11 protein-coding genes are annotated in these 13,650 nt (G+C 50.2%); 8 read left to right on the top strand and 3 right to left on the bottom strand.

Annotation, left to right across the window (positions count from 1 at the left end):
• Window positions 1-125: 125 nt before the first annotated feature.
• The 5 genes from serC to ABCW45_RS03840 all read left to right on the top strand — a co-directional run bounded on the left by serC (window position 126) and on the right by ABCW45_RS03840 (window position 5,729).
• Window positions 126-1,214 carry a 3-phosphoserine/phosphohydroxythreonine transaminase gene (gene serC / locus ABCW45_RS03860; RefSeq protein ID WP_343220307.1) on the top strand — a complete coding sequence of 363 codons (1,089 nt, stop codon included), beginning with the start codon at window positions 126-128 and terminating at the stop codon, window positions 1,212-1,214.
• Window positions 1,215-1,246: 32 nt separating this feature from the next.
• The gene (locus ABCW45_RS03855) at window positions 1,247-2,413 is read left to right on the top strand and encodes a phosphoglycerate dehydrogenase (protein WP_117566772.1); all 1,167 of its coding nucleotides are present in this window, start codon (window positions 1,247-1,249) and stop codon (window positions 2,411-2,413) included.
• Window positions 2,414-2,578: 165 nt separating this feature from the next.
• Window positions 2,579-3,814, top strand: coding sequence for a DUF1015 domain-containing protein (locus ABCW45_RS03850; RefSeq protein WP_015553655.1), 1,236 nt, complete (start codon window positions 2,579-2,581; stop codon window positions 3,812-3,814).
• Between the two features lie 112 nt (window positions 3,815-3,926).
• Entirely contained in the window at window positions 3,927-5,015 is a 1,089-nt protein-coding gene (trpS, locus tag ABCW45_RS03845; protein WP_117470394.1) for a tryptophan--tRNA ligase, read from the top strand.
• Window positions 5,016-5,114: 99 nt separating this feature from the next.
• Window positions 5,115-5,729 (top strand): DedA family protein, encoded by a 615-nt coding sequence (locus tag ABCW45_RS03840; protein WP_015553654.1) that lies wholly within the window; start codon window positions 5,115-5,117, stop codon window positions 5,727-5,729.
• Between the two features lie 686 nt (window positions 5,730-6,415).
• Here ABCW45_RS03840 and ABCW45_RS03835 read toward each other — a convergent pair.
• The 3 genes from ABCW45_RS03835 to ABCW45_RS03825 all read right to left on the bottom strand — a co-directional run bounded on the left by ABCW45_RS03835 (window position 6,416) and on the right by ABCW45_RS03825 (window position 8,463).
• Window positions 6,416-7,324, bottom strand: coding sequence for a radical SAM protein (locus ABCW45_RS03835; RefSeq protein WP_343220306.1), 909 nt, complete (start codon window positions 7,322-7,324; stop codon window positions 6,416-6,418).
• A 118-nt stretch (window positions 7,325-7,442) separates the two neighbouring features.
• Window positions 7,443-7,643 (bottom strand): hypothetical protein, encoded by a 201-nt coding sequence (locus ABCW45_RS03830; RefSeq protein ID WP_343220305.1) that lies wholly within the window; start codon window positions 7,641-7,643, stop codon window positions 7,443-7,445.
• 328 nt (window positions 7,644-7,971) lie between these two features.
• On the bottom strand, window positions 7,972-8,463 hold the full coding sequence (locus ABCW45_RS03825) for a DNA-deoxyinosine glycosylase (protein ID WP_015553650.1): 492 nt from the start codon (window positions 8,461-8,463) through the stop codon (window positions 7,972-7,974).
• 207 nt (window positions 8,464-8,670) lie between these two features.
• Here ABCW45_RS03825 and ftsH point away from each other — a divergent pair, with 207 nt between their 5' ends.
• The 3 genes from ftsH to ABCW45_RS03810 all read left to right on the top strand — a co-directional run bounded on the left by ftsH (window position 8,671) and on the right by ABCW45_RS03810 (window position 13,626).
• Window positions 8,671-10,653, top strand: a complete 1,983-nt coding sequence (gene ftsH, locus ABCW45_RS03820; protein WP_343220304.1) for an ATP-dependent zinc metalloprotease FtsH — start codon at window positions 8,671-8,673, stop codon at window positions 10,651-10,653.
• A 203-nt stretch (window positions 10,654-10,856) separates the two neighbouring features.
• Window positions 10,857-12,524, top strand: a complete 1,668-nt coding sequence (locus ABCW45_RS03815; RefSeq protein WP_343220303.1) for a S8 family peptidase — start codon at window positions 10,857-10,859, stop codon at window positions 12,522-12,524.
• Entirely contained in the window at window positions 12,481-13,626 is a 1,146-nt protein-coding gene (locus tag ABCW45_RS03810; RefSeq protein WP_120040361.1) for an aldo/keto reductase, read from the top strand. Before ABCW45_RS03815 ends, ABCW45_RS03810 begins: the two co-directional genes overlap by 44 nt.
• The last annotated feature ends 24 nt before the right edge of the window (window positions 13,627-13,650 follow it).

Below are 13,650 nucleotides of genomic sequence, written 5' to 3'. Positions count from 1 at the left end.
TCGCGTTACACTGGTAGAGAAGAGACAGAGTAAAGTGCGGCGCCGGATCGAGAGACAAAGGCTGAATGTGTGGTCATTCCTGAAAGGACCGATCATAGAGCAATCAGAGAGAGGGGAATAAAACTATGAGCAGAGTTTACAACTTTTCCGCAGGTCCGGCCGTGCTGCCGGAAGAAGTCTTAAAAGAAGCAGCAGCCGAGATGCTTGATTACAATGGAACCGGAATGTCCGTCATGGAGATGAGCCACCGCTCAAAAGCTTTTGAAGAGATCATCCAGACAGCAGAGCAGGACATCCGAGACCTCTTAAAGATTCCGGATAACTACAAAGTCCTGTTTTTACAGGGCGGCGCTCACCAGCAGTTCGCTGCAGTACCGTTGAACCTGTTCAAGAACCGTGTCGGCGATTATATTATCACCGGACAGTGGGCAAAGAAGGCATGGAAGGAAGCAAAGCTTTACGGAACCGCAAATGCCATCGCGTCCAGCGAAGACGAGACCTTCAGCTATATTCCGGACTGTTCCGATCTTCCGGTCGATGAGAATGCTGACTATGTTTATATCTGCGAGAATAATACGATCTACGGAACAAAATTCCATACACTCCCGAACACAAAGGGAAAAACACTCGTCTCCGATGTGTCCTCCTGTTTCCTCTCTGAACCGATGGATGTATCAAAATACGGTGTGATCTACGGCGGTGTCCAGAAAAATATCGGACCGGCCGGTGTCGTTATCGTAATTATCCGTGAGGACCTGATCCGCGAGGATGTTCTTCCGGAGACACCGACGATCATGCGCTACGATGTCCAGGCGAAGGCCGGATCCCTCTACAACACTCCGCCATGTTACGGAATCTATATCTGTGGCAAGGTCTTCAAATGGCTGAAGAAGCAGGGAGGACTGGAAGCCATGAAGGAGAAAAACGAGCGGAAGGCAAAGATCCTTTACGATTATCTGGATCAGAGCAGGCTTTTCCACGGAACTGTCCGCAAAGAGGACCGTTCCATCATGAATGTGCCGTTCGTTACAGGTGATAAAGATCTGGATGCCCTGTTCGTAAAAGAGGCGGAGGCAGCCGGATTCGTGAACTTAAAAGGACACCGTACCGTCGGCGGCATGAGAGCCAGCATCTACAACGCAATGCCGGAGGAGGGCGTTGTGAAGCTTGTAGAATTTATGAAGAAATTTGAGGCGGAACACGCGGACGCGTAAGACTGCCGGATGAAAATATCAGAGGAAAAATCATGAGAAATATTTGTTGTTTAAATCAGATCTCCCACTATGGCACAGACCGCCTCACGGGAGACTATAAACTTGTAGATGATATTAAGGACGCGGAAGGAATCCTGGTCCGCAGCGCGTCTCTCCACGAGACAGAATTCCCGTCCGGACTCCAGGCCATTGCCAGAGCCGGAGCCGGAGTCAACAATATCCCGCTCGACGAATGTGCGAAGAAAGGCATCGTCGTATTCAATACACCGGGCGCAAATAAGAACGGTGTAAAGGAGCTTGTTCTCGCAGGCCTGTTCCTGACATCCAGAGACGTTGTCGGTGGTATCGGGTGGTGCAGGGAACATGCCGGGGAAGAGGACATTGCGAAGAAGATGGAGAAGAGCAAAAAGGCCTTTGCAGGAAACGAGATCAAGGACAAGAAGCTCGGCGTCATCGGTCTCGGTGCGATCGGCTGTGAGGTCGCAAACGCTGCCGCGGCTCTCGGAATGGAAGTTTACGGGTATGACCCGTTTATCTCCGTCAACGCCGCATGGATGCTGTCTCGCTCCGTAAAACATATCATGGACGTGAACACGATCTACAAAGACTGTGATTACATTACAGTCCATGTGCCGCTTCTTGATTCCACGAAGGAAATGATCAACAAGGATGCTTTTGACCAGATGAAGGACGGCGTCGTGATCTTAAACTACGCGAGAGACCTGCTTGTAAATGATGATGATATGGCAGAGGCGTTAAAGTGCGGAAAGGTGAAGAAATACATCACCGACTTCCCGAACGCGAAGACTTCTGCAATGGAAGGCGTGATCGCTACACCGCATCTTGGCGCATCCACGGAGGAATCCGAGGACAACTGCGCGGTGATGGCTGCGGATGAGTTAAAGGATTACTTAGAAAATGGTAATATCAAGAACTCTGTAAACTATCCGGCGTGCGACATGGGAATCTGTCAGGTGGCAGGAAGAATCGGCCTGCTCCACGCGAATATTCCGAACATGATCGGTCAGATCACGTCGATCCTTGCTGCTGAGGGAATCAACATCGCCAATATGACGAACAAGAGCCGCGACAAGTATGCGTACACGCTTCTTGATCTGGAGAATCCGGTGAAAGAGGAGGCGGTTGCCCACCTTGAAAAGATCAGCGGAATGTATAAGGTCCGCGTGATCAAGGGCTAAAAAATATAGTCGAAAAGAGAATAATACGGCTGCATAAGAAGATGGCAGCTGTGAAATGTAATTGTAATTCATCCATGTACGAAAAATCGTCATGGATGAATTGCGTTTATAGAGAATTGAGTGTAATATAGAGGCAGGATAAAATAATATGGGGAGGTAACAGGCATGGCAGTAGTGAGACCGTTTTCATGCGTGCGCCCGGCAGCAGAACATGCGGCAGAGATCGCGGCACTTCCGTATGATGTATACAACAGGGAGGAGGCAAAGCGAGAGGTGAAGTCCCATCCGCTTTCCTTCCTCGCCATCGACCGCCCGGAGACGGGATTCCCGGACACGGCGGACATGTACGCGCCGGAGGTCTATGCCCACGCAAAGGATCTTTTCGAACAATGGGTGAAGGACGGAAACTATGTGGAAGATCCGAATGAGACCTACTATCTCTATGAACTCACGATGAACGATCATCCCCAGACAGGAATCGTGGCATGCTCAAGCGTAGATGACTATGTAAACGGCGTGATCAAGAAGCACGAGAATACGAGAGAGGAGAAGGAACTGGACCGGATCCGCCATATCGATGTGATGGACGCCCAGTCCGGACCGATTTTTCTCGCATATCGCCCGGTAAAACGCTTAAAAGAACTGGTTGCACTTGCAAAAGAGGAGAATCCGCTTTATAATTTTATCTCAGAGGATGGAATCAGACACCGGGTATGGAAAATCGGATCCGGTGATATGATAAAAGAGATCCGGGAGGAATTTGAAAAGCTCCCGGCGACATATATCGCAGACGGTCATCACCGCGCGGCTTCTGCCGTGAAGGTTGCCTTAAAGCGCAGGGCGGAACACCCGGACGCGCCGAAGGACGCCCCGTTCAACTACTTCCTCTCCGTACTGTTCTCAGAGGATGAACTGACGATCCTGCCGTATAACCGTGTAGTGTGGGATCTGAACGGACACTCGGAGGAGGAGCTCTTAAAGGAAGCTTCGAAGCTTTTTGAGGTCTCCGGACCTTTAAAGGAAGCTGTGGAGCCGAAGGAACGCGGTGAGGTCGGCATGTACCTCGGAGGAACATGGTATGATCTGAAATTAAAGGCGGGAGTCCGACCGGATGATCCGGTGAAGGGACTTGACGTGTCCGTGCTCCAGGAGAAATTCCTGGCTCCGGTGCTTGGAATCGGAGACCCGAGAACGGATAAGCGCATCGACTTTGTGGGCGGGATTCGCGGCGTGAAAGAACTGGAGCGCCGCTGTGAGGCGGACATGAAGATCGCCTTTTCCATGTATCCGACATCGATGGAAGAACTGCTGTCTGTTGCGGACGCGGGGCTTCTGATGCCGCCGAAATCGACCTGGTTTGAACCGAAACTGCGAAGCGGAATTTTCATCCACCGGCTGTAGCCTGAAACTTGGGGTCAGCCGACAGGATTTCTGGAGATCGAAATGGGACTGCAGTCGTGGAGCCGCCGGTATCACAGAAACCTGACATCACAGGAGAGAAAGGAATATTGTTGTGGGAAAGATTATTTTAACAGGAGACCGTCCGACAGGTCGTCTTCATGTAGGACATTATGTAGGATCTCTTAGAAGAAGAGTAGAGCTTCAGAATTCCGGAGAGTATAGCGATATCTATATCATGATTGCTGACTCCCAGGCGCTCACAGACAATGCGGATAACCCGGAGAAGGTCCGCCAGAATATTCTGGAGGTTGCGCTCGATTACCTGTCTGCAGGTCTTGATCCGGAAAAATCCACGATCTTTATCCAGTCCATGGTGCCGGAGCTCTACGAGATGACCGCTTACTATATGGACATCGTTACGGTTTCCAGATTACAGAGAAACCCAACCGTAAAGAGCGAGATCCAGATGAGAAATTTTGAGGCCAGCATCCCGGTAGGCTTCTTCACCTACCCGATCAGCCAGGCAGCAGATATCACAGCCTTCAAGGCAAACGTGGTTCCGGCTGGTGAGGACCAGATGCCGATGGTTGAGCAGACAAGAGAGATCGTTCACAAATTCAATACGGTATACAATACAGATACTCTTGTTATGCCGGATATTCTTCTTCCGAGCAATAACGCATGCCGCCGTCTTCCGGGCACCGACGGAAAGGCAAAGATGAGCAAATCCTTAGGAAACTGCATCTACCTTTCCGATACAGAGGAGGACGTAAAGAAGAAAGTCATGTCCATGTACACAGATCCGAACCACTTAAAGGTAAGCGATCCGGGACAGGTTGAGGGAAATACCGTCTTCACATATCTGGACGCATTCTGCAAGGACGAATACTTCGCAGAGTTCTGGCCGGATTACAAGAACCTCGACGAGGTGAAAGAGCACTACAAACGCGGTGGACTTGGCGATGTAAAGGTCAAGAAGTTCTTGAACCGTGTGCTTGAGGAGGAGCTCCGTCCGATCCGCGAGAGAAGAAAGAGATGGGAGCAGGACATCCCGGCTGTATACGAGATCTTAAAGAGCGGAAGCGAGAAGGCAGAGCGCGTGGCTGCACAGACATTAAAGGAGATGCGTGCGGCTATGAAGATCAACTACTTTGACGATGCGGCGCTGATTGCGGAGCAGAGTAAGAAGTATAACGGTTAATATAAAAGCTGAATCTGCAGATGAATGGATTCGGGAAAAGTGAATAAAACAGACTGGATGCTGCATATATTATACCCATGGTAAAGCGGGGGTGTCTGTATGCGGGAGCTGGTACTGGAATTGATGGGGGAATACGGCAATCTTGCTGTGTTCCTCCTTATTTTAGTTGAAAATCTCTTTCCTCCGATCCCGTCGGAGGTGATCCTGACCTTTGGGGGCGTCATGACGGTCTGCACGGACATGACGCCCGTCGGTGTGATCCTGTTTTCCACTGCCGGATCGCTGGCGGGGGCTGTCATTCTATACAGCGTGGGACGGTTTCTGCCGGATGAGGTGTTCCGGAAACTGCTCTGCGGACAGATCGGACATCTGCTTCACTTCCGCCTGGAAGATGTGGATCTCGCGAAAGGATGGTTCAGGGAACGCGGGAGATCGGCGGTGTTCCTGTGCAGGCTGATCCCCATCGTCCGCAGCCTGATCTCCATCCCTGCAGGGATTGCCAGGATGCAGTTTGTGCCGTTTCTTGTCTTTACGGCGGCGGGAAGTCTTCTGTGGAACACGGTCCTCGTCTATGCCGGGAGGATTGCTGGGGACTCCTGGGAGAAGGTGTCGGCGGCCTTTGGGGTGTATTCGGATCTGTTTCTCATGATAGCTGGGATCTCCATCGCCTTTGCTGTCCTGTTTCGCGGGTGCGGAGAAAGAAGAAAGCTGTAGAAGCCATATAGAAAGGTCATTGCGGATGGGAGAAGGATGGAAAAAGAGAGTGAATTTCTTTTGCGAAATAATATAATTATTTGAATAATTATATACAATAGAACAATAAACTAATAACAATAAAATAAAAAATATTTTTTCTAAAAACATATTGACAAATGAGAAGATATCGAATATAATGAAGACAACAAAAAGAAAGAGAGAACAAAGCAAAGAAGACGAAAAGGTTCGTACTTAAAAAAATCTAAGTAAAGGAGGTACAGTCCACCGAACACATAAGTCTCGTTCCATTTTTCAAATTTGAAAAATCCGGAACAAAGGAAAAACACAAAACCGGGTAATTAATCGAAAAAAAGATTATTTGAAATCCTTCAAGATATGACGAGAAAGTATCAAAAAGAGAAATACAATAATCGATATGAGAACGAAAAGAAAGATAAGATTTCGGAAAAAGCCGGCGGAGTGAAAAAGGAAAACTTCATATAGAAAAAAATCTAATGAAAACGAGGTAAGATCCATTGGATAACGCAGAACATTAAGGTGGGTATCGAAACAAGAAAATTGATTCGGTACCCACTTTTTATGCGCAGAAAAGAATTGCTGCCACTTGCTTTTGGGGGGAGAGTAGCAAACTGTCTGTACGAACCAGGTGCAGGTCTGTAACCGGGCAGGCTTATTAATCTGTATTAAAGCCCTTCACAGTCAAACGGTGGCGTATATTCTTCTTTCGCGCTGCTTCTTTCCTGCATAAACCCTTCCGTGAGACCGAGGTCAATCGCGGTGTCAACGACTTTGTTGTACTCATAGGAGGTGATCCGCCGGTTGATCTCCGGATATTCGGTGCTCCTGTAGAACGGCGTATACTGGCTCATGATGCTGATAAGATACTGGTGATCCGGGAGATTTTCCCTGATCCAGTGCAGGAGGCGGATCGAGTCCTCTTTTGCGCCCGGAAGGACCATGTGACGGATGATGACGCCGCGGTCCAGCATTGATGGATTCCTTTTATTCCAGGAAAGTCCGCCGGTGAGGCGGATCATTTCTTTTATGGCGGCGGAAGCTTTCTCGAAATAGTCCGGGGCGGCGGAGTATTTCTTGGCGAGACCGCTGTCCATGTATTTGAGGTCTGGAAGCCAGATATCGACGTAGTCTGCGAGATCACGGATCGTTTCAAGCTTTTCGTAGCCGCCGCAGTTAAAGACGACAGGAATATGAAGCTTCGGCTTCGCGAGATCCAGGGCGCGGACGATAGATGGAGCGAACTGGGTCCCGGTCACGAGGTTGATGTTTGCGGCGCCTTTTTCCTGGAGTTCCAGGAAGATATCGGCGAGGCGGGAGACGGAGATGGTTTTTCCGTAGTTTTCGTGACTCAGCTGGAAGTTCTGGCAGAAGACGCAGCGTAACGTACAGCCGGAGAAGAAGACGGTTCCGCTTCCGGTGGTGCCGCTGATGCAGGGTTCTTCCCACATATGCAGGGCGGCCCTGGCGGCGCGGAGCTCGTGCCCGGCGCCGCAGAAGCCGGTGGATGTTGTTCGGTCGGCATGACATTCCCTTGGACAGAGGGTGCATGATCGGTAGATGGATTCGGTTAACATAACTTTACATACTTCTTTCGTGGTGATTTATGAGCCAGATGCCTGCAGATGATCGGTATTCAGGCACTGGCGGTCGGGCAAAATGCTTTCAAGGGATCGTGTGGATCAAAGCGTTGGTTCAGGATCTTGCTTTGTCGGAATTGTATTCAGCCCGATCCGGGGTATCCGGCAGGTAGTGGTAGAGGTCCTGATAGTGCTCGAATTCCGCATCGGTCTCCGGAAGGGCGGGGATCAGGCCGGTACAGTCGGTGGCGGAGCAGGCCTGGATGTCGATGTCCCAGTCGGTGCTGGTAAGCAGTTTCTTTGATGAGTTTTTCATGGAATCACCTCCTGAATTATAGTTTTCATCGAAAAAAGAAAATAAAACAGGAAAGTAATTCATAAAAAATTATATAGTGCAGGATTTCTAAATTATAAAAATGTCTCAAAACAGGAGAATTTAGTAATCTACCTGTGTTTTACATAACAATGACAAAGCGCTTGGGGTAGTTAAAATTAATAGTAACTGTTCAGTAGGTCTGCGCACTTGCTGCGCTGACCGTAAGAAAACATAGGCTGGAGGGCAAAAATCCCATCAGCGAAGCTGATCTGGAATGGATTTTTGCGTGTAACTATGAAGGTACTGAATAGTTACAATTAATATCTATCTATTTAAGATAATCAGTAATAATACCCCAGGCGCCCTCCAATTTCTCCAGCGTCCACGCCGCATTCGCCGGACTTGTGGACGGCAGGGAGACTGCCGGGATGCCGGTTGCGGATTCCTGATATTTTCTGTAGTAATTCCAGGATGTCTTTCCGTTGCAGAAGATCGCCCGGATGTCGGCTGTGGACAGGATCCGGGAGAGATCGTTGGGCACGACATCGCGGATGGAGCTGTCGCTGGAACCTTCGATGGAGCAGGATGCGATCACATCCCAGAGGGCAATATGATGGGAGAGGAGAAATTCCTTTTTCTCATCAATACTGCCCGGAACCGGAACCGCGAGAATTCCGGCCAGGGTCTTCCAGAAACGGTTCTGCGGGTGGTGATAGAAAAAATGTCCTTCCCTGGATTTGACGGACGGGAAGGAACCGAGGATCAGAATCCTGGAGGCGCTGTCAAAAACAGGCGGAATCGGGTGTGTGACGGTATTCATGATAAATATCCTTTCAGATATATTTTAAATGATAAAATTGCTATCCATGTTGTATTGTAGCGTTTCTGATATTTTTTGTAAACATAGAAATTTCATACTTTTTTTATTGCCTTATGGGGAAACTCAACTTATAATGATTAGGTATCACAAAATCATGGGTCAATATACCCAAATGTGATATATGCGCAAAAGAAGTGGAGAAAATCAATGGACAATAACAATCAGAACAGAAATGGCGGAAAGCGGCCAAGCGGACAGAATATCGGGGTGCTCGCCCTGATCCTAGTGATCACGCTGATCGCTGTGACCGTTATGAACAACATGGTCCGCAAAAACCAGACCCAGGAACTCGGGTATGAGGAATTTGTGGAATACTTAAAAGAGGGAGAGATCGATACGGCGAAGATCTCCAGCAACAGGATCTACTTAACGCCAAAGACTTCTTCCACGAAGCTTTCCCGCTTCATCCAGTATTATACGGTAAGAATCCCGGATGTTGATCTTGCAGAGCGTCTTTTAGATGCCAACGGGGTCCATGTGGTGGCGGAAGATACGAGTACGAGCGCGAGTATTTTAAATTTTCTGATGGGATGGGTACTCCCGTCGGCGCTCATGATCGGACTTCTCTATATGATGTACAGCCGGATGGGCGGCGGAGGAATGATGGGCGTTGGAAAGAGCAACGCCAAGGTCTACGTCCAGAAGGAGACGGGAGTCACGTTTGCTGACGTAGCGGGCGAGGACGAGGCGAAGGAATCCCTTGTGGAGATCGTCGATTTCCTGCACAATCCGCAGAAATATTCAAAGATCGGTGCAAAACTGCCGAAAGGAGCGCTCCTTGTGGGACCTCCAGGAACAGGTAAGACTCTGCTTGCGAAGGCGGTAGCCGGTGAGGCACATGTTCCGTTCTATTCCCTTTCCGGTTCTGATTTCGTGGAGATGTTTGTCGGCGTGGGTGCGTCCCGTGTCCGAGACCTCTTCAAGCAGGCACAGCAGTCCGCACCGTGTATCATTTTTATTGATGAGATCGATGCCATCGGACGCAGCCGTGACAGCCGGATGGGCGGAAATGATGAGAGAGAGCAGACCTTAAACCAGCTGCTTTCCGAGATGGATGGATTTGATTCCTCTAAGGGACTTCTCGTCCTGGGCGCGACGAACCGTCCGGAGATCCTGGATCCGGCACTTTTGAGACCGGGACGTTTTGACAGACGTGTGATTGTTGACAAGCCGGACCTGAAGGGCCGTGTCAATATCTTAAAGGTACATTCCAAGGATGTGCGCCTGGATGAGACTGTCGACTTCGAGGAGATCGCCCTTGCGACTTCCGGTGCTGTGGGCGCGGATCTCGCGAACATGATGAACGAGGCGGCTATCAACGCAGTCAAGAACGGACGCCAGGCTGTCTCCCAGAAAGACCTCTTTGAGGCTGTGGAGCTTGTTCTCGTCGGAAAAGAGAAGAAAGACCGGATCTTAAGCAAAGAGGAGCGCCGGATCGTCTCCTACCATGAGGTTGGACACGCGCTTGTCACCGCGCTTCAGAAGGATGCTGAACCGGTCCAGAAGATCACGATCGTTCCGCGTACCATGGGAGCGTTGGGATATGTCATGCAGGTTCCGGAAGAGGAAAAATATTTAAATACGAAAAAAGAACTTGAGGCAATGCTTGTGGTTTCCCTTGCCGGACGTGCGGCTGAGGAACTCGTGTTTGACACGGTGACGACAGGTGCTGCGAACGATATCGAGCAGGCGACAAGGATCGCGAGAGCGATGGTCACCCAGTATGGTATGTCTGAGAAGTTCGGTCTTATGGGGCTTGCGACCCAGGAGAACCAGTATCTGACAGGACGCACCGTCTTAAACTGCGGTGACGCTACGGCGGCTGAGATCGATACGGAAGTCATGAAAATGTTAAAGAACGCCTATGCTGAGGCGAAGCGTCTTCTCTCCGAGAACCGCGAAGCGATGGATCAGATCGCCGCGTTCCTGATCGAGAAAGAGACGATCACAGGCAAGGAGTTCATGAAGATCTTCCGCCAGGTGAAGGGAATCCCGGAGCCGGAGGAAGGAAAGAAAGAAGAGAAGAGCCGTATGGGAGGCGAGTTCGCGGAGGACGCGGCGAGCCAGCCGGTACAGGCTGCTGAGGCTTTGGAGGCCCCGACGGAGCAGAATCCGGAGCAGCAGAACTAAATATGGATAAATGTGGGCAGGGTGACAAAAAGTGTCATCCTGCCCATTTTTCTATATCAGCAAATTAAAAGAAATAATTCATGAAAAAGACAAGAATATCTGGTAAAATAAAATACAGATTTGAACACAGCTCAGAAGACAGCAGAAACGAATTGCGAATGTCCGCTTTGCAGGGCTGGAAATGGAGAGAAAAGAGAATTTTTATGGATCAGAATGATTATGGAAAGAGAAAAGCGGTCTGCAGACATGCGGCGGGATTTATGGCGGCGGTGATGCTCGCGGCAGTGGGACAGCCGTCTATGGCGTATGCGTCTGAAAAACTTCAGACGAATGACCCGTCCGCGTCAGAGCAGTGGGCGTTCTTCAACGATGGATCGTTCACATCGGAAGAGGTTACGAAGTATCCGGTCTACTCGGATCCGTTCGGTCAGCCATCGGAGAATGCGGAGCTTCTTGGAACTCTCGTGGAGGTAAAGAAGAGACAGGCGGTTTCCGGCGTGGATATCAACCTGAAACAGGCATGGGAGACATATGGGAACGGAAGCCATGATACCATCGTCGCAATGATCGATACGGGAATTGATGCTTCTCATGAAGATCTGAAGGACACTTTATGGGTCAATACCGATGAGATTCCGGGAAACGGCATCGACGATGACGGAAACGGCTACGTGGATGATTGTTATGGGTGGAATTTCTACAATAATAACAATCAGATCTTCACCGGGAATGAGGACAGCCACGGAACCCACGGGGCCGGGACGATCAGTGCCGGGACAGGAAACGGGATCGGAATCTCGGGAATCGTTCCGGGAACCCGGGTTCGGGTGATGGCGTTAAAGGCTCTTGGGGGAAATGACGGCGGCGGAAGTACGGCGGCTGTCATCAAAGCGATCAAATATGCGGAGGATAACGGTGCGGTGATCTGCAACCTGAGCCTGACGTCGACGACAGATGATAAGGCGTTATATGAGGCGATGAAGAATTCCGGTATGCTGTTTGTAGTGGCGGCGGGAAACGGAAATCCGAAGACAGGAAAAGGCGTTGATACGGACGTGATCCCGTTTTATCCGGCGGCGTATGACCTGGACAATATTATTTCCGTCGCGAATCTAAGCTTTGATGGGGCACTGTCCGCAAGCTCCAACTATGGAAAAACGACTGTGGATCTTGCGGCGCCGGGAAGTTATATCTTAAGTACGACCCCTGGAAACACCTATGGATACATGAGCGGAACGTCCATGGCGGCACCGATGGTGTCCGGGGCGGCGGCAATGATCTATTCGTATTTTGACGGGATCGGGGTTGCGGATGTGAAGGAGATCCTGATGTCCACGGTGACACCGATGGAGAGTCTCAAGGACGTGACGGTGTCCGGCGGCAGGCTGAATGTGGGCGCAGCACTTTCCTATGATATCAGCAGTTTATCAAGAAGGGGATTTCAGAACGGTGGAACGAGACTGGCGAACGGGACGGCTCCATATCTGGAAATGCAGACCTCGAACCGGAATGGCGGAATGTATCTGACGGTCCGCGTCCTCGATATTGACGGGGATCTTGATAAGCTCTTCTATGCAAAGGGCGAGCATACAGCCGGGGAGTTTGCGAACGGGACTGTGGAAGGAACGGCGTTTACGGTGAATGAGAAGGATATGGCGGCGTTCCAGATCACGGAAAAAGGAACGTATACGTTCTATGCTGTGGATAAGAATGGAAATGGAGCGGTGAAGATCGCAAAATTCGTGTCGGAGAGCGACGGACCGGGGCATTTCAGTAGGATCCTGATGGGAGAAATGCCGGAGGCAACAGATGATCGGAGGAGAACACATGAAGACAAGACGATTGGGAAAAACAGGGCTCATGGTGAGTGAGATCGGATTTGGCGGGGAATGGCTGGAACGGCATACGGAAACTGAGGGCATTGAGCTGATCCGGTATGCGTCAGAGAAAGGGATCAATATGCTGGACTGCTGGATGGCGGATCCGAAATCGAGAAATATCATCGGCGAGGGAATGAAAGAGAACCGGGATCAGTGGTTCATTCAGGGACATATCGGGTCTACCTGGAAGGACGGACAGTATTTCCGCACGCGGGAGATGAAATATGTGCGTCCGGCCTTTGAGGACCTTTTAAAGAGACTACAGACCGACTATATCGATCTCGGAATGATCCACTATGTGGATTCTGAGGAAGAGTGGGAGAAGATCCAGCACTCTGATTATCTGGATTATGTGATGGAGCTGAAAGAAAAAGGCGTGATCCGGCACATCGGCATGAGCTCCCACAATCCGAAGGTAGCTATGAAGGCGGTTGAGTCCGGATATATAGAGATGATCCTTTTCAGTATCAACCCGGCGTTTGATATGCTGCCGGCGAGTGAGGATATCGATACGATGTTTGCGGAGGAGTTTGACGCGGGACTTAAGGGGATCGATCTGGACCGGGCGATGCTCTATAAGGCCTGTGAGGAGAACGATGTAGGGATCACGGTCATGAAGGGATTCGCGGGCGGAAGACTTTTCGATGCGAAGAGATCTCCGTTTGGTGTCTGTCTTACCCCGGTCCAGTGTATTCACTATGCGCTGACGAGACCGGCTGTCTGCTCCATCATGTGTGGATATGACACAAAGGAGCAGGTAGATGCGGCAGTGGGATATGAGACTGCCTCAGAGACGGAGAAAGACTATGCGTCTGTGATCGCGAATGCGCCGTTCCATTCCTACCGGGGCGAATGTACATACTGCGGACATTGCAAGCCGTGTGCCGCAAATCTGGATATTGCTATGATCAACAAGTTTTATGATCTGGCAACCATGCAGCCGAAGATCCCGGCGACAGTGCAGTCTCACTATGAGCTTCTGGAACATAAGGCGTCGGAGTGCATCGGATGTCATTTGTGCGAAGCACGGTGCCCGTTTGGAGTTCCGATCGCGGAGAGGATGGAGAAGACTGCGAAGTTATTTGGATGCTGATATTGCGGAGATCGAAAATCCAGT

This window comes from Pilosibacter fragilis (genome assembly GCF_032490495.1).
Classification (GTDB): Bacteria; Bacillota; Clostridia; order Lachnospirales; family Lachnospiraceae; genus Pilosibacter; species Pilosibacter fragilis.
This window is presented reverse-complemented; position numbering and strand designations above follow the sequence as displayed.